Below are 18183 nucleotides of genomic sequence, written 5' to 3'. Positions count from 1 at the left end.
CACAAAGCGAAATCTCACGCATAATAACAGTTCACGTTGCTAACTAACGGGCCACGTTGGCCAGGGATGACAAATGAAACACATACGCGTAGTCGCTTGCATGTTCATGCTGGCGCTTGCAGGGTGCGATAATAACGATAAAGCCCCCATAGCGGCGAATAACGCCCCTCCCGCCGCGCAGCCTGCGGCGGAAAAGAAAACGGTCAAAGATACCGCGAAGCTGCAGAAGCTGGCTCAGCAGAGCGAGGGCAAAGCGCTGACGCTGCTGGATGCCTCAGAGGTGCAACTGGACGGCGCATCCACGCTGGTGTTGACCTTTTCCATCCCGTTAGATCCTGAACAGGATTTTGCCCGCATCGTCCACGTGGTGGATAAAAAAAGCGGCAAAGTCGATGGCGCATGGGAACTGTCGTCGAATCTGAAAGAGCTGCGCTTACGCCACCTGGAACCGAATCGTGACCTGCTGGTGACCATTGAGCGCGATCTCAGGGCGCTGAACAAAGCGACCTTCAAAATCAATTATGAGAAAAGCCTAACCACGCGGGATATTCAACCCAGCGTGGGTTTTGCCAGTCGCGGTTCGCTGCTGCCAGGGAAAGTCGTGGAAGGTTTGCCCGTCATGGCGCTTAACGTGAACAATGTAGACGTTAACTTTTTCCGCGTGAAGCCGGAATCGCTCGCGGCCTTTGTCAGCGGGTGGGAGTACCGGAATTCGATGTCCAACTGGGAGTCCGACAATCTCCTGAAAATGGCGGATCTGGTCTATACCGGCCGCTTTGATCTCAATCCTGCGCGTAACACCCGCGAAAAACTCCTTCTGCCGCTGAGCGAGATTAAGCCGCTGCAGCAGGCCGGTGTTTATGTTGCGGTGATGACCAAAGCCGGGCAGTACGAGTACAGTAACGCCGCAACGTTGTTCACGCTCAGCGACATCGGCGTAGCCGCGCACCGCTACCAGAACCGGCTCGATGTATTCACTCAAAGCCTGGAGAATGGTGCCGCGCAGCAGGGGATAGAGGTCGCTTTACTGGATGAAAAAGGCCAGACCCTGGCGAAAGCGACCAGCGATGCGAAAGGCCATGTACAGCTTGAAAATCACCAGAGCGCCGCACTGTTGTTGGCACGTAAAGAGGGGCAAACCACGCTGCTGGATCTGAAACTCCCGGCGCTGGATTTGGCCGAATTTGATATCGCCGGGGATCCCGGCTTTAGCAAACAGTTCTTTATGTTTGGCCCGCGCGATCTCTATCGTCCCGGCGAAACGGTGATCCTCAACGGTCTGCTGCGCGACAGCGACGGTAAGACGTTACCCGATCAACCGGTGAAGCTTGAGGTGGTAAAGCCGGACGGCCAGGTGATCCGTACTGTGGTCAGCCAGCCGGATAACGGGTTGTATCGTTTCACGTATCCACTGGACAGCGGCGCACCGACCGGAATGTGGCACATTCGCGCCAACACAGGCGATAACCAGACCCGGATGTGGGATTTCCACGTTGAAGATTTCATGCCGGAGCGAATGGCGCTTAATCTCACTGGGCAAAAGACGCCATTATCTCCCTCTGACAAGGTGACGTTCTCGGCGGTGGGCTACTACCTATACGGCGCCCCGGCGAATGGCAATGCGTTACAGGGACAGCTGTACCTGCGCCCGCTGCGTGATGCCGTGCCGTCACTGCCAGGCTTCCAGTTTGGTAATATTGCTGAGGAGAACCTGTCGCGCAGTCTTGACGAAGTCCAATTGACGCTGAACGAAACCGGGCGTGGCGAAATCAGCACCAACAGCGCATGGCGTGAAACTCACTCACCGTTGAAAGTAATTTTGCAGGCCAGCCTGCTGGAATCCGGTGGGCGTCCCGTCACGCGTCGCGCTGAGCAGGCGGTCTGGCCAGCAGACACCTTACCGGGTATTCGTCCGCAATTTGCGGTGAAAGCGGTGTATGACTACCGCACCGACACCACGGTGAATCAGCCGATTGTCGATGAAGGCAGCAACGCCGCTTTTGACATTGTCTACGTCGATGCCCAGGGAGAGAAGAAAGCGGTCTCCGGGTTACAGGTGCATTTGATTCGTGAGCGTCGCGACTATTACTGGGACTGGCTGGAAAGTGAAGGCTGGCAGTCACGCTTTGATCAAAAAGATCTGGTGGAAGGTGAGCAGACGCTGGATCTGAAAGCGGATGAAACCGGCAAAGTGACATTCCCGGTCGAGTGGGGTGCCTACCGACTGGAAGTCAAAGCGCCAAACGATGCGATCAGCAGCGTCCGTTTTTGGGCCGGTTATAGCTGGCAGGATAACAGTGATGGTAGCGGCGCGGCGCGGCCGGATCGCGTCACGCTGAAGCTGGACAAGCCGGCCTATCGTCCGGGCGATACGATGAAGCTGCATATTGCGGCACCGGCGGCGGGAAAAGGCTATGCAATGGTGGAATCCAGTGAAGGTCCACTATGGTGGCAGGAAATTGATGTTCCGGCGCAGGGGCTGGATCTCTCCATTCCGGTTGATAAATCCTGGAATCGTCATGATTTGTATCTGAGCGCGCTGGTTGTGCGTCCGGGAGATAAATCCCGTTCTGCCACGCCGAAACGCGCGGTGGGGCTGCTGCATCTACCGCTGGGGGACGAAAATCGACGTCTGGATCTGGTGCTGGAAAGCCCAGCCAAAATGCGTCCGAATCAGCCGTTGACTGTGAAGATTAAGGCCAGCAGTAAAAATGGCGAGACGCCAAAACAGGTCAATGTCCTGGTATCGGCTGTGGACAGCGGCGTGTTGAACATTACCGATTACGTTACGCCGGATCCGTGGCAGGCGTTCTTCGGACAAAAGCGCTACGGCGCGGATATTTATGACATTTATGGTCAGGTGATCGAAGGGCAGGGGCGTCTGGCCGCACTGCGCTTTGGTGGTGATGGCGACGAGCTGAAGCGCGGCGGTAAACCGCCGGTTAATCATGTGACTATCGTAGCGCAACAGGCGCAACCGGTCATGCTCAATGAGCAGGGCGAAGGCAGCGTGACGCTGCCGATTGGCGATTTCAACGGTGAACTCCGTGTGATGGCGCAGGCGTGGACGGCGGATGATTTTGGCAGCAATGAAAGCAAGACCATCGTCGCCGCCCCGGTCATTGCCGAGTTGAATATGCCGCGCTTTATGGCCGGTGATGATACCTCGCGACTGGTACTGGACGTCACCAACCTGACCGATCAACTGCAATCGCTGAACGTGACGCTGACCGCCAGCGGTTTGATTGAACTGGTCAGCGACCAGCCTGCGCAGGTTAATCTGGCGCCGGGCGTACGCACGACCTTGTTTGTTCCTGTTCGTGCGAAAGAAGGATTTGGCGATGGCGAGCTACAGGCGACGTTAAGTGGACTGAACGTGCCAGGAGAAAATATCGGGCCGCAGCACAAGCAGTGGAAGATTGGCGTACGCCCGGCATTCCCGGCGCAAACGGTCAATAACGGCGTGATGCTGCAACCCGGTGAAAGCTGGACACCTTCCGCGGAAGGGTTGGCGAATTTCTCTCCGGTGACGGTGCAGGGCCAACTGCTGTTCAGCGGTAAACCGCCGTTAAATCTGGCGCGTTATATCCGTGAGCTGAAGGCGTATCCCTACGGTTGTCTGGAACAAACCACCAGCGGCCTGTTCCCGTCGCTCTACACCAATGCTGCGCAGCTAAATGCGCTGGGTATTACGGGGGATACTGACGAGAAGCGTCGTGCGGCAATCGACACCGGGATATCGCGCCTGTTACAAATGCAGCGTGATAACGGTGGTTTCGCGCTGTGGGATAAAAATGGCCCGGAAGAGTACTGGCTGACCGCCTATGCGATGGATTTCCTGGTTCGCGCGGGCGAGCAGGGCTATAGCGTTCCGGCGGAGGGGATCAACCAGGGTAACGCGCGTCTGCTGCGTTATCTGCAGGATCCGGGGATGATGTCGATTCGCTATTCCAGTGATTCGCAGGCGAGCAAATTTGCCGTGCAGGCCTACGCGGCAATGGTCCTGGCTCGTCAGCAGAAAGCTCCGCTTGGCGCACTTCGCGAGATCTGGGAGCGTCGCAGCCAGGCAGCATCCGGTTTACCGTTGCTACAACTCGGCATCGCGTTGAACACGATGGGGGATGCGAAACGGGCTGACGACGCCGTGACGCTGGCACTGTCCACACCGCGTCACGACGAACGTCAGTGGTTGGCCGATTACGGCAGTCCGCTTCGCGATAACGCCCTGATGCTGGCGCTGCTGGAAGAGAATAACCTGAAGCCGGACGTCCAGAACACGCTGCTGAACACGCTTTCTGAACAGGCATTTGGTCAGCGCTGGCTGTCAACACAGGAGAATAACGCGCTGTTCCTGGCAGCCCGTTCGCTGCAGGATTTACCGGGTACCTGGCAGGCACAGACCTCACTTGCGGAGCAACCACTGACGGGGGATAAAGCGCAAACCCGCAATCTGGACGCCGATCAACTCGCGGCGCTGCAGGTGACGAATAACGGTTCTTTGCCGATGTGGCTGCGTCTGGACGTGAACGGCTACCCACAAACGGCTCCGGCACCCACCAGTAATGTGCTGCAAATTGAGCGTCATATTCTGGGCACCGATGGGCAAACTAAATCGCTGGATTCTCTGCGCAGCGGTGAACTGGTGCTGGTCTGGCTGGAAGTGAAAGCCAGTCAGGACGTACCGGATGCGCTGGTGGTGGATCTGCTGCCTGCCGGGCTGGAACTGGAAAACCAGAATCTGGCCAACGGGAGCGCCAGTTTGCAGGACAGCGGCAGCGAAGTTCAAAACTTGCTCAATCAAATGCAGCAGGCGGATATTCAGCATGTCGAGTTCCGTGACGATCGCTTTGTCGCCGCGGTGGCGGTGAATCAGGGTCAGCCGGTGACGCTGGTGTATCTGGCGCGAGTGGTGACGCCGGGAACCTATCAGGTGCCTGCGCCGATGGTGGAATCGATGTATGTTCCGCAATGGCGTGCGACCGGCGCCTCTGAGGAAATACTGATTGTTAAGCCGTAAATGAGGCGATTTACCGGTAAACGCGGCGGCTGGCTTTGGCTGGTCGCCGCGTCTGTTTTACTCGTTTGCGCCGTGTGGGCGGCAGATAAACTCTGGCCGCTCCCTTTGCGTGAGGTTAATCCGGCGCGAGTGGTCGTGGCTCATGACGGGACGCCGCTGTGGCGATTCGCAGACGCGGACGGCATCTGGCGCTATCCGGTCACGCCTGAAGAGGTCTCTCCGCGTTATCTTGAGGCGCTCATTCACTACGAAGATCGCTGGTTCTGGAAACATCCGGGGGTAAACCCTCTCTCCATACTGCGTGCCGCCTGGCAGGATCTCTCCTCCGGACGGGTGATTTCCGGCGGCAGCACGCTGACCATGCAGGTGGCGCGATTACTCGATCCACATCCCCGCACGTTTGGTGGTAAGTTTCGCCAGCTCTGGCGCGCCGTGCAGCTTGAATGGCATCTCTCAAAACGCGACATCCTGACGCTGTACCTCAACCGCGCACCGTTTGGCGGCACATTACAGGGAATTGGCGCGGCCAGTTGGGCGTATCTCGGAAAGCCTCCGTCGCAGCTCAGCTACTCTGAAGCTGCGCTACTGGCGGTATTGCCGCAGGCACCGAGTCGACTGCGCCCCGATCGCTGGCCGGATCGGGCAGAAGCGGCGCGCAACAAAGTGCTGGAGCGGATGGCGGCGCAAGGGGTATGGTCGCGACGCCAGGTTGAGGAATCACGTGAAGAGCCTGTGTGGCTGACACCTCGCCAGATGCCGCAACTGGCACCGCTGTTCTCGCGGATGATGTTGGGTAAAAATCAAGGCGACAAAATTGTCACGACTCTGGATGCCGGGTTGCAACGACAGCTGGAAGAGCTGGCGCAAAACTGGAAGGGAAGGCTGCCTGCGCGCAGTTCGCTGGCGATGATCGTTGTCGATCATACTGATATGAGCGTGCGCGGCTGGGTCGGTTCGGTCGATCTGAATGATGATACGCGTTTCGGCCATGTGGATATGGTTAAGGCGATCCGATCCCCAGGCTCCGTGCTCAAACCTTTTGTTTATGGACTGGCGCTGGATGATGGATTGATCCACCCGGCATCTCTGTTACAGGATGTGCCGCGCCGTAGTGGGGATTATCGTCCGGGTAATTTTGACAGCGGCTTCCATGGTCCAGTCAGTATGAGCGAAGCGCTGGTGCGCTCGCTCAATTTGCCTGCGGTGCAGGTGCTGGAAGCTTACGGTCCGAAGCGCTTTGCCGCGCAATTACGCAATGTCGGGCTGCCGTTATATCTGCCAACGGGTGCGGCGCCCAATCTGTCGCTTATTCTGGGGGGCGCGGGCGCGCGCCTTGAAGATATGGTCGCCGGTTACAGCGCTTTTGCCCGTCATGGCAAATCGGGTAAATTGCGTTTGCAACCGGGCGATCCGCTTGCTGAACGCACGCTGATGTCGCCGGGCGCGGCGTGGATCATCCGACGGATTTTAGCTGATGAAGCGCAGCCGCTGCCGGACAATGCGCTTCCCCGGATAGTACCGCTGGCGCGAAAAACCGGCACCAGCTATGGCTATCGTGATGCGTGGGCCATAGGCCTCAATGCCCGCTATATCATCGGTATCTGGACGGGAAGACCGGACGGCACGCCTGTTGCCGGGCAATTTGGTTATGCCAGCGCTATCCCGCTACTTAATCAGGTGAACAACCTGCTTTTAGCCCGTGGAGCCACTCTGCCGGAAGATCCGCGACCGCAGTCGGTCACTCGCGGCGTCGTGTGCTGGCCTGGCGGACAATCTCTTCCTCCGGGTGACAGCAACTGCCGACGTCGTCTTGCTACCTGGCTGCTGGAAGATGCTCAGCCGCCTACGCTCTTGTTGCCGGGGCAGGAGGGAATGAGCGGCATTCGTTTTCCGATCTGGCTGGACAAGGCAGGTCGACGCGTTGCCGCCGATTGCCCGCAGGCGCAGGAGCAGAGGCTGATTGTCTGGCCATTGCCGCTGGAACCGTGGTTACCCGCCTCAGAGCGGCGCAGTGCGCGCTTGCCGTTAGCCTCAACGGAATGCCCGCCACATGGGCAGGATCCTGCGCTGCCGCTGTTGCTGACAGGCGTGCGTGATGGCGCAATCGTCAAGCGTTTACCGGGTGCTGCTGAGGCGAGCGTAACGATTCAGAGCAGCGGCGGAGCAGGAGAGCGCTGGTGGTTCCTTAATGGCGAACCGCTGAATGAACGTGGGCGTGGTGTCACGTTACGTCTGCGCGAAAAAGGTGACTATCAGCTACTGGCGATGGATGAAAGTGGGCAAGTTGCGACGGTGAGGTTTTCCCTGCTGTAGACCAGATTGACATTCTTTGTTGCTAATACTCATCTTATTTTAAAAAAATGTTACCTCTATCCATATGCAATAGCCGGGATGCTCTTTATAATCCGCGCCAGGTAAAACACAACAGAACATCTTTCAGAGGTAATCATGGCTATTGAACGTACTTTTTCCATCATCAAGCCAAACGCGGTGGCAAAAAACGTTATTGGTAATATCTTTACGCGCTTTGAAGCTGCAGGGTTCAAAATCGTCGGTACCAAAATGCTGCACCTGACCGTTGAACAGGCGCGCGGCTTCTATGCTGAGCATGACGGCAAGCCGTTCTTTGACGGTCTGGTCGAGTTCATGACCTCTGGTCCTATCGTGGTGTCCGTGCTGGAAGGCGAAAACGCGGTACAGCGTCACCGCGATCTGCTGGGTGCAACCAACCCGGCTAACGCGCTGGCAGGTACCCTGCGTGCTGACTACGCCGATAGCTTCACTGAAAACGGTACTCACGGTTCTGATTCTGTCGAATCCGCCCAGCGTGAAATCGCCTATTTCTTCGCGGAAGGCGAGGTGTGCGCTCGCACACGTTAATTCCTCGGGGAATAATTTTTCGCTAAATGCCGCGTGCAAACGTGGCATCCTTGCGCCAGACTTTGTACAATGCAACGCCCCGGATGAGCCATTGCTTACCGGGGCGTTTCTTTTCAACCTCCCATGGGCCATAACGTGTAACAACGAGGCCGGAAAAAATTATGTCTGAATTAGTTAACACCTCCGAAATAGTCACCCCTGTGGTTCCCAATAAAAATGGAAAAATCAACCTGTTGGATCTGAACCGTCAGCAGATGCGCGAATTCTTTAAAGAGATGGGCGAGAAGCCGTTTCGTGCCGATCAGGTGATGAAATGGATGTACCACTATTGCAGCGACAACTTTGATGACATGACGGACATCAACAAAGTGCTGCGCAACAAGCTCAAAGAGGTGGCGGAAATCCGCGCACCAGAAGTGGTTGAAGAACAGCGCTCTTCCGATGGCACCATCAAATGGGCGATAGCCGTGGGCGATCAGCGTGTTGAAACGGTGTATATCCCGGAAGATGACCGCGCCACGCTGTGTGTCTCTTCGCAGGTGGGTTGTGCGCTGGAGTGTAAATTCTGTTCAACCGCGCAGCAGGGTTTTAACCGTAACCTGCGCGTGTCTGAAATTATTGGTCAGGTCTGGCGTGCGGCAAAAATTGTCGGCGCGGCGAAAATCACGGGCCAGCGTCCGATCACCAACGTGGTGATGATGGGCATGGGTGAACCGCTGCTTAACCTGACAAACGTCGTGCCTGCCATGGAAATCATGCTTGATGATTTCGGCTTTGGTTTGTCCAAGCGTCGCGTTACGCTGTCGACCTCCGGCGTGGTGCCAGCTCTTGATAAATTAGGCGATATGATCGATGTCGCGCTGGCTATCTCGCTGCATGCGCCGAATGACGAAATTCGTGACGAAATTGTACCGATCAACAAAAAGTACAATATCGAAACCTTCCTGAGCGCGGTTCGCCGCTATCTGGAGAAATCCAATGCCAACCAGGGACGAGTCACCATTGAATACGTCATGCTGGATCACGTTAACGACGGCACAGAGCATGCCCATCAACTGGCAGAACTGCTGAAGGATACGCCGTGCAAGATCAACCTGATCCCATGGAACCCGTTCCCGGGCGCGCCGTATGGACGAAGCTCCAATAGCCGTATTGATCGTTTTTCTAAAGTATTGATGAATTATGGCTTTACCACCATTGTGCGTAAAACGCGGGGTGATGATATCGACGCCGCCTGCGGACAACTGGCGGGAGATGTGATCGACCGGACCAAACGTACACTGCGTAAGCGTATGCAGGGTGAGGCTATCGACGTTAAAACCGTCTGATGTGCAATGCGCTACAGCCTGTTTTCTGTGCTGTGGCGCAACGTAATTTGCATGAGGGTCAGGGTCGTACTTGTCCGGTCAATAATAACGGTGCGTTTTTGTCGACTTTAAGGCAGTATGTACGGCGCGACAATAGTTTAGCCCTCAGGCTTAAGCTGTTTTTGTTAAGAGTCGGCAGAGAGGTTTATACTGTTTGACTCAGGTTGACTGACCAGAATTTCGCGGTGTGGGTGGGCATTGTGACTCGCCGGCGCCTGAACCCTAATTTTCACCAGCAGCTGTAGCGAATGAATACTGAAGCCACTCACGACCAACATGAAGCACAATCCACCGGCGTTCGTCTACGCAATGCCCGTGAACAACTCGGACTCAGCCAGCAGGCTGTCGCTGAGCGACTTTGCCTGAAAGTATCCACCGTACGCGACATTGAAGATGATAAGGCACCGGCCGATTTAGCTTCAACGTTCCTGCGCGGGTACATTCGCTCTTATGCGCGTCTGGTCCATATTCCTGAAGAAGAGCTGCTGCCGGCTCTGGAGAAGCAGGCACCGGTTCGTGCGGCGAAAGTTGCGCCGATGCAGAGTTTCTCGTTAGGCAAACGCCGTAAAAAGCGCGATGGCTGGTTGATGACCTTTACCTGGCTGGTGCTGTTTGTTGTAGTCGGCCTGACGGGCGCCTGGTGGTGGCAAAACCATAAAGCGCAGCAGGAAGAGATCTCCACGATGGCCGATCAATCCTCTGCTGAGCTGAATGCCAACAGCGAAAACACGCAAAGCGTGCCGCTGGATACCAGCGCGACAGCAAGCCAGGACAACACGCCAGTGGCAACCGGTCCTGCGGAGACGGCGCAAACGCCTGCGCCGACGACTGCCCCCGCGGTTGATCCGCAACAGAATGCCGTGGTCGCGCCTTCTCAGGCCAACGTAGATACCGCAACAGAAACGCCAACAGCACCGGCAACGCCGGATGGCGCAGCACCATTACCGACCGATCAAGCGGGCGTGCAAGCGTCTACCGATCCAAACGCGCTGGTGATGAACTTTACCGCTGATTGCTGGCTGGAAGTAAGCGATGCGACAGGTAAAAAGCTGTTCAGCGGTATGCAGCGTAAAGATGGCAATTTAAACCTGACCGGTCAGGCGCCATACAAGCTTAAAATTGGTGCGCCGGCTGCGGTGCAGATCCAGTATCAAGGAAAACCTGTCGATCTGAGCCGTTTTATCAGAACTAACCAGGTTGCGCGTCTGACCCTCAATGCCGAACAATCACCGGCGCAGTAACAGACGGGTAACGCGGGAGATTTTTCATGCATAACCAGGCTCCAATTCAACGTAGAAAATCAACGCGTATTTACGTTGGGAATGTGCCGATTGGCGATGGGGCTCCCATCGCCGTCCAGTCGATGACCAACACGCGCACCACGGATGTGGAAGCGACGGTAAATCAGATCAAAGCGCTGGAACGCGTTGGCGCTGACATTGTTCGTGTCTCCGTACCCACGATGGATGCCGCAGAAGCCTTTAAACTGATTAAGCAACAGGTTTCTGTTCCGCTGGTTGCCGACATTCACTTCGACTACCGTATTGCGCTCAAAGTGGCGGAGTACGGCGTTGACTGCCTGCGAATTAACCCAGGCAATATCGGTAATGAAGAGCGTATCCGCATGGTGGTGGATTGCGCCCGCGACAAAAACATCCCCATTCGTATCGGCGTGAACGCTGGTTCGCTGGAAAAAGATCTGCAGGAAAAGTACGGCGAACCCACGCCGCAGGCCTTGCTGGAATCGGCCATGCGCCATGTGGATCATCTCGATCGTCTGAACTTTGATCAGTTTAAGGTCAGCGTAAAAGCGTCTGACGTGTTCCTCGCCGTCGAATCCTATCGCCTGTTGGCAAAGCAAATCGATCAACCGTTGCATTTAGGGATCACCGAAGCCGGTGGCGCACGCAGCGGTGCGGTGAAATCAGCCATTGGTCTCGGCCTGCTCCTGTCTGAAGGGATTGGCGATACGCTGCGCGTTTCGCTGGCGGCTGACCCGGTAGAAGAGATCAAAGTCGGCTTCGATATCCTGAAGTCTCTGCGTATTCGCGCTCGTGGGATCAATTTTATCGCCTGTCCGACCTGTTCACGTCAGGAGTTTGACGTGATCGGCACGGTTAACGCGCTGGAACAACGTCTGGAAGACATCATCACGCCGATGGATGTATCCATTATCGGCTGCGTGGTTAACGGTCCGGGTGAAGCACTGGTGTCCACGCTGGGCGTGACTGGCGGTAACAAGAAAAGCGGTCTCTATGAAGATGGCGTACGTAAAGATCGTCTGGATAACAGCGATATGATTGACCAGCTTGAAGCCCGCATACGCGCCAAAGCGACGATGCTCGACGAAGCGCAGCGTATCAACGTGCAGCAGGTTGAAAAATAACAACGTGATGGGAAGCGGCGTGCTTCCCGTGTATGATTGAACCCGCATGGCTCCCGTATCGCTCGGGGAAGCGCTGAGGGTTCATTTTTATATTCAGAAAGAGAATAAACGTGGCAAAAAACATTCAAGCCATTCGCGGCATGAACGATTATCTGCCTGGCGAAACCGCCATCTGGCAGCGCATTGAAGGCACACTCAAAAACGTGCTCGGCAGCTACGGTTACAGTGAAATCCGCTTGCCGATTGTAGAGCAGACCCCGTTATTCAAACGCGCGATCGGCGAAGTGACCGACGTGGTTGAAAAAGAGATGTACACCTTTGAGGACCGCAATGGCGATAGCCTGACGCTGCGTCCGGAAGGGACGGCGGGCTGTGTACGCGCCGGCATCGAGCATGGTCTTCTGTACAATCAGGAACAGCGTCTGTGGTACATCGGGCCGATGTTCCGCCACGAGCGGCCGCAGAAAGGGCGCTATCGTCAGTTCCATCAGTTGGGTGTCGAAGCCTTTGGTCTGCAAGGGCCGGATATTGATGCCGAACTGATTATGCTCACCGCGCGCTGGTGGCGTGCGCTGGGCATCGCTGAACATGTTAATCTTGAGCTGAACTCCATCGGATCGCTGGAAGCGCGTGCGAATTATCGCGATGCGCTGGTGGCATTCCTGGAGCAGCACGTTGAGAAACTGGACGAAGACTGCAAACGTCGCATGTACTCCAACCCGTTACGCGTGCTGGATTCAAAAAATCCGGACGTACAGGCGCTGCTCAACGATGCACCTCAGCTTGGCGACTATCTGGATGACGATTCCCGCGAACACTTTGTAGGCCTGTGCAAACTGCTGGAAGCCGCGGGTATCGCCTACACTGTCAACCAGCGTCTGGTTCGTGGTCTCGACTACTACAACCGTACGGTGTTTGAATGGGTCACCAGCAGCCTGGGCTCACAGGGCACCGTCTGTGCGGGCGGTCGTTATGACGGACTGGTTGAGCAACTCGGCGGTCGCGCGACCCCGGGGGTGGGCTTTGCCATGGGCCTGGAGCGACTTGTTTTACTGGTTCAGGCAGTTAATCCGGAATTTAAAGCCGATTCTGTTGTCGATATATACCTGGTCGCTTCAGGCACGGATACGCAGTCTGCGGCAATGACACTGGCTGAGCGCGTGCGTGATGAAATCCCGGGCGTGAAGCTAATGACAAACCACGGCGGCGGCAACTTTAAAAAACAGTTTGCCCGAGCTGACAAATGGGGCGCCCGCGTTGCACTGGTACTTGGCGAGTCTGAAGTGGCTGCCGGTACTGTTGTAGTGAAGGATTTGCGCTCCGGTGAGCAAACTGAAGTTGCACAGGATAACGTTGCAACGCATTTGCGCACGTTAATGGCTTAAGGAGAAGGACTGCGTGGAAATTTACGAGAACGAAAACGACCAGGTTGAGGCAATCAAACGCTTCTTTGCCGAGAATGGCAAAGCCTTGGCTGTTGGGGTTATTTTAGGTGTTGGTGCGCTGGTAGGCTGGCGCTACTGGAACAATCATCAGACTGAGTCCGCACGCTCTGCTTCTTTGTCATATCAAACCGTGGTGAGCTCGCTCAGCGCGGGTAAAGCGGAAAACCTGTCAGCCGCAGAGAAATTTGCCGCCGACAATAAGAACACCTACGGCGCGTTGGCTTCTATGGAACTGGCGCAGCAGTTTGTCGATCAGAATCAACTTGAGAAAGCCGCGGCCCAGCTTCAGCAGGGGCTGGCCGCCACGAGTGATGAAAACCTTAAAGCGGTGATCACGCTACGTCTGGCACGTGTTCAGGTGCAACTCAAGCAGGCCGATACGGCGCTGAAAACCCTGGATGGCGTGAAGGGTGAAGGATGGGCAGCGATTGTTGCCGATCTGCGCGGCGAAGCATTGCTGAGTAAAGGTGATAAACAAGGTGCGCGTAGTGCGTGGGAAGCGGGCGTGAAAAGTAACGCCTCCCCGGCGCTGAGCGAAATGATGCAGATGAAAATCAATAATTTGTCCATCTGAGAGGGACCCGATGCAATTGCGTAAATTACTTCTGCCAGGGCTGCTTTCCGTTACCCTGTTGAGCGGCTGTTCACTGTTTAGTGGCGAAGAAGACGTTGTAAAAATGTCCCCATTACCGGTGGTTGAAAACCAGTTTACCCCGTCTACGGCGTGGAGTACGTCTGTAGGCAATGGTATCGGTGATTTCTATTCCAACCTCCATCCGGCCTATGCTGATAACGTGGTCTACGCGGCCGATCGTGCTGGCGTGGTGAAAGCGTTGAACGCTGATGACGGTAAAGAGGTCTGGGCGATAAATCTGGGTGAGAAAGATGGCTGGTTCTCACGCTCATCGGCGCAGTTGTCTGGCGGCGTAACGGTTGCCGGCGGTCACGTCTATATTGGCAGCGAAAAAGCGCAGGTTTATGCGCTGAACGCGGCGGACGGTACGGTTGCATGGCAGACCAAAGTGGCCGGTGAAGCGCTTTCCCGTCCGGTGGTTAGCGATGGGCTGGTGCTGATTCACACCAGCAATGGTCAACTGCAGGCATTGAATGAAGCGGATGGCGCCGTTAAGTGGACCGTCAACCTGGATATGCCGTCTCTCTCCCTGCGTGGCGAATCTGCGCCGGCAACCGCCTTTGGCGCGGCCATTGTCGGCGGCGATAACGGCCGTGTGAGCGCTGTGCTGATGCAGCAGGGACAGATGATCTGGCAGCAGCGTATTTCTCAGGCGACCGGCTCCACCGAGATCGACCGTCTGAGCGATGTGGATACCACGCCGGTCATCGTCAATGGCGTCGTTTACGCCCTGGCTTATAATGGTAACCTGACCGCGCTGGATCTGCGCAGCGGTCAGATCATGTGGAAACGTGAGCTGGGCTCGGTGAATGACTTTATCGTCGATGGCAACCGTATTTACCTGGTGGATCAGAATGACCGTGTACTGGCATTGACCACCGATGGCGGCGTCACGCTGTGGACGCAAAGCGATCTGCTTCACCGTCTGCTGACTTCGCCGGCGCTGTATAACGGCAATCTGGTGGTAGGTGATAGCGAAGGCTATCTGCACTGGCTTAATGTCGAAGACGGTCGTTTTGTGGCGCAGCAAAAAGTAGACAGCTCCGGCTTCCTGACTGAACCGGTCGCAGCCGACGGCAAACTGCTGATCCAGGCCAAAGACGGTACCGTGTACTCCATTACACGCTAATCGTCCTGGTCGTATGCTTCAAAAAACGGCTCCTGGTACAGGGGCCGTTTTCCTGTTTTTAACAACGGCGCAAAAAATGGCGTCTGTTGTCTGATGATTTTTAAAATGAGGCTTTAAACATGGTACCTGTGGTCGCGCTTGTCGGGCGCCCTAACGTCGGAAAATCCACGTTATTTAACCGTCTAACTCGCACCCGAGATGCGCTGGTTGCGGATTTCCCGGGTCTGACTCGTGACCGTAAGTACGGTCGTGCGGAGATTGAAGGCCGCGAGTTTATCTGTATTGATACCGGCGGGATTGATGGCACCGAAGATGGCGTAGAAACCCGGATGGCGGAACAATCGCTGCTGGCGATTGAAGAAGCGGATGTGGTGCTGTTTATGGTGGATGCGCGCGCTGGCCTGATGCCAGCCGACGAAGCAATCGCCCAGCATTTGCGTTCCCGTGAAAAACCGACGTTCCTGGTCGCCAACAAAACGGACGGACTCGATCCGGATCAGGCTATCGTTGATTTCTACTCGTTGGGTCTCGGTGAAATTCACCCGATCGCCGCGTCGCATGGCCGTGGCGTACTCAGCCTGTTGGAACACGTTCTGCTGCCGTGGATGGACGATGCCGCACCGCAGGAAGAAGTGGACGAAGACGCCGAATACTGGGCACAGTTCGAAGCCGATGAAAACGGTGAAGAAGAGCCGGAAGATGACTTCAACCCGCAGGATCTTCCGATAAAGCTGGCGATTGTCGGTCGTCCGAACGTCGGTAAGTCCACACTGACTAACCGTATATTGGGTGAAGACCGCGTGGTCGTTTATGACATGCCGGGCACCACGCGTGACAGTATTTATATCCCGATGGAACGCGATGAGCGCGAATATGTGCTCATCGATACCGCCGGAGTGCGTAAACGCGGAAAAATTATCGATGCGGTAGAAAAGTTCTCGGTTATCAAAACGCTGCAGGCGATTGAAGATGCCAACGTGGTGATGCTGGTGATTGATGCCCGTGAAGGTATCTCCGATCAGGACCTGTCACTGCTGGGCTTTATCCTCAATAGTGGGCGCTCACTTGTGATTGTCGTGAACAAGTGGGACGGTCTGACGCAGGAAGTGAAAGAGCAGGTAAAAGAGACGCTGGACTATCGTCTGGGCTTTATCGACTTCGCACGCGTGCACTTTATCTCTGCGCTGCATGGCAGCGGTGTCGGCAATTTGTTTGAATCCGTTCGTGAAGCCTATGACAGCTCCACCCGTCGCGTCAGTACGGCGATGCTGACCCGCATTATGACGATGGCGGTGGAAGATCACCAGCCGCCGCTGGTTCGTGGCCGTCGCGTGAAGCTGAAATACGCGCACGCCGGGGGGTATAACCCGCCGATTGTGGTGATCCACGGTAATCAGGTCAAAGACCTGCCGGACTCTTACAAACGCTATCTGATGAACTACTTCCGTAAATCGCTGGAAGTGATGGGGACGCCGATCCGCATTCAGTTTAAAGAGGGCGAGAACCCGTATGCCAACAAACGCAATACACTGACTCCGACCCAGATGCGTAAGCGTAAGCGTCTGATTAAGCACATCAAAAAAAGCAAATAATCCATCACGCCCTCTCCCGGCGGGGAGGGCGTCATCAACAGGAATATGAGGAGGAAGTATGGAACTCATTTGTCCCGTTTGTCAGCATCCGCTCGATCGTCATGGCGATAACGCACATTGTGAAACCTGTCAGACAGACTTTAGCGTAGAAGCGTGTTGCCCGGACTGCCATCAGCCGCTCCAGGTCTTAAAAGCCTGTGGCGCAGTAGATTATTTTTGTCAAAACGGTCACGGGCTGATTTCGAAAAAACGCGTTGAGTTTGTGCTGTCGCAGGATTAATCGCAGATACAGGCTTCGCCCTTTTGCCAAAGATCGACCAGTGAGGCTGGCGCATCGTTTTCCGGTACCAGTACGATAATGTCGGTAAAGCCCGCCTGATTATGCTGTGTCCAGATGATCTGTATGCGAAAGTAGCGCTGGTCGCCGCGACCCGGAGATCCCGACAGTCCCGGAGGCTTACCGACGGTCAGGCTCTGCCGGAGAATGTCGGCCACGCGCTGACGCTGAACAGTCGATAGGCCCGACAGCGCAATTTTGCGCTGTCGGGCCAGTTTGGGCATAAACGCGACGCCACCTTCACGGGCCAGTTCCACCACGGCATCATCGGTTAACTCTGGGATCTCCATTCACATTACTCCTGTGGCTTTCCAGGCCGCTTCTATCGCCTTCGCGGTTTCCGCGCCGCTGCGCTTTTCGCCGTGATAAACGGTTAAGCGGGCAAAATCAATGAAGTCTGCATCCTGCGCCAGTTGTCGATCGCAGACCGTATCATACCAGGCATAACCCGCTTTTTCCCATGCGTAACCGCCGAGCGCGGTGGCTGCCAGATAAAACGCCCGGTTCGGGATGCCAGAGTTAAGATGAACACCGCCATTGTCTTCGCGTGTCTTAATGAAGTCCCGCATATGCGCAGGTTGTGGGTCTTTACCGAGCAACGGGTCATCATAGGCTGTGCCCGGCGCTGACATGGAGCGCAATCCCTTTCCATTAATGCCGTCTGCCAGCAATCCTTCCCCGATAAGCCAGTCAGCCCGATCGGCGGTTTGTTTAAGATGATACTGTTTAACCAACGCGCCAAATACATCGGAAACCGATTCGTTGAGCGCACCGGCCTGTTCAAAGTAAATCAACCCTGCTTCTGATTCGGTAATCCCGTGTGCCAGTTCATGAGCAACGACATCAATGGCAATCGTAAATCGATTAAATATCTCACCATCGCCGTCGCCAAAGACCATCTGCTGACCGTTCCAGAACGCATTCTGGTATTCATGCCCGTAATGCACGGTCCCGGTGAGAATTAAGCCTTTGTTATCCAGCGAGTCACGGCGCCAGTTTTTCCAGAAAAAGTCATGCGTGACACCGAGGTAATCATAGGCTTCGTCCACTGCAACATCCCCGTTTGAGGGATGGCCTTCATAGCGCACCTGCGTGCCAGGTAATTCCTGCCTGTTTTTAGCATCGTAGATATCACGTTCAAGTTGACCGGGTTGATTCACATGCGGCGCCGCGGGTTTTCCGGGCATGTGCGCCATCAGGGTTTGTACGTGAGTCAGCGTCTGGCGTGCGCACTGTTGCTGCATCGCCGAACCGCTTTCAATAATGCGTCGCAGGATATAAGGCGGGATCACACTGTAAGCATGGGGCATAAGGTTCTCCTGAGTCTGGCAATGCCGAAAAAATAAGCATGTTAAGTGTAAATCATAGAAGCAAACCTGCAGGAAAGTCGGATAAA

Annotated in this window: 13 protein-coding genes; 11 read left to right on the top strand and 2 right to left on the bottom strand. The window is 55.6% G+C overall.

Translation table 11 applies throughout. From position 1 onward, the window contains the following. The first annotated feature begins 73 nt into the window (after positions 1-73). The 11 genes from QNN88_RS05315 (at position 74) to QNN88_RS05265 (ending at position 16730) form a co-directional block, all read left to right on the top strand. Entirely contained in the window at positions 74-5017 is a 4944-nt protein-coding gene (locus tag QNN88_RS05315) for an alpha-2-macroglobulin family protein (RefSeq protein ID WP_414239263.1), read from the top strand. Further along, a complete protein-coding gene (pbpC, locus tag QNN88_RS05310; protein ID WP_414239262.1) occupies positions 5018-7330 on the top strand; it encodes a peptidoglycan glycosyltransferase PbpC in 2313 nt (770 codons plus the stop codon). It begins immediately after the preceding gene. A gap of 135 nt (positions 7331-7465) precedes the next feature. Then, on the top strand, positions 7466-7897 hold the full coding sequence (ndk, locus tag QNN88_RS05305) for a nucleoside-diphosphate kinase (RefSeq protein WP_414239261.1): 432 nt from the start codon (positions 7466-7468) through the stop codon (positions 7895-7897). Positions 7898-8058: 161 nt separating this feature from the next. Next, positions 8059-9225 carry a bifunctional tRNA (adenosine(37)-C2)-methyltransferase TrmG/ribosomal RNA large subunit methyltransferase RlmN gene (locus tag QNN88_RS05300; RefSeq protein WP_414239260.1) on the top strand — a complete coding sequence of 389 codons (1167 nt, stop codon included), beginning with the start codon at positions 8059-8061 and terminating at the stop codon, positions 9223-9225. 287 nt (positions 9226-9512) lie between these two features. Then, positions 9513-10505 (top strand): cytoskeleton protein RodZ, encoded by a 993-nt coding sequence (gene rodZ / locus QNN88_RS05295; protein ID WP_414239259.1) that lies wholly within the window; start codon positions 9513-9515, stop codon positions 10503-10505. Positions 10506-10531: 26 nt separating this feature from the next. Further along, complete coding sequence (ispG, locus tag QNN88_RS05290; protein ID WP_042999832.1) at positions 10532-11650, top strand: flavodoxin-dependent (E)-4-hydroxy-3-methylbut-2-enyl-diphosphate synthase; 1119 nt, start codon at positions 10532-10534, stop codon at positions 11648-11650. 110 nt (positions 11651-11760) lie between these two features. After that, positions 11761-13035, top strand: a complete 1275-nt coding sequence (gene hisS, locus QNN88_RS05285) for a histidine--tRNA ligase (RefSeq protein ID WP_414239258.1) — start codon at positions 11761-11763, stop codon at positions 13033-13035. 13 nt (positions 13036-13048) lie between these two features. Further along, positions 13049-13669, top strand: coding sequence for a YfgM family protein (locus QNN88_RS05280; RefSeq protein ID WP_414239257.1), 621 nt, complete (start codon positions 13049-13051; stop codon positions 13667-13669). Positions 13670-13679: 10 nt separating this feature from the next. Then, positions 13680-14858: an outer membrane protein assembly factor BamB gene (gene bamB / locus QNN88_RS05275; protein WP_414239256.1), complete on the top strand. Its 1179-nt coding sequence runs from the start codon at positions 13680-13682 to the stop codon at positions 14856-14858. 119 nt (positions 14859-14977) lie between these two features. Then, positions 14978-16450: a ribosome biogenesis GTPase Der gene (der, locus tag QNN88_RS05270; RefSeq protein ID WP_414239255.1), complete on the top strand. Its 1473-nt coding sequence runs from the start codon at positions 14978-14980 to the stop codon at positions 16448-16450. Between the two features lie 58 nt (positions 16451-16508). Beyond that, the gene (locus QNN88_RS05265) at positions 16509-16730 is read left to right on the top strand and encodes a zinc ribbon domain-containing protein (RefSeq protein ID WP_414239254.1); all 222 of its coding nucleotides are present in this window, start codon (positions 16509-16511) and stop codon (positions 16728-16730) included. Here the strand turns inward: QNN88_RS05265 and QNN88_RS05260 are convergent. Next, complete coding sequence (locus tag QNN88_RS05260) at positions 16727-17077, bottom strand: protealysin inhibitor emfourin (protein WP_414239253.1); 351 nt, start codon at positions 17075-17077, stop codon at positions 16727-16729. The two genes, QNN88_RS05265 and QNN88_RS05260, sit on opposite strands and share 4 nt — an antisense overlap. Continuing rightward, a complete protein-coding gene (locus QNN88_RS05255; protein ID WP_414239252.1) occupies positions 17078-18097 on the bottom strand; it encodes a M4 family metallopeptidase in 1020 nt (339 codons plus the stop codon). Between the last annotated feature and the right edge of the window lie 86 nt (positions 18098-18183).

It is taken from the genome of Citrobacter sp. ANG330 (assembly GCF_047467925.1).
Classification (GTDB): domain Bacteria; phylum Pseudomonadota; class Gammaproteobacteria; order Enterobacterales; family Enterobacteriaceae; genus Citrobacter_A; species Citrobacter_A amalonaticus_G.
Note: the sequence above shows the minus strand (reverse complement) of the source record. Positions and strands in the feature narration are given on the sequence as shown.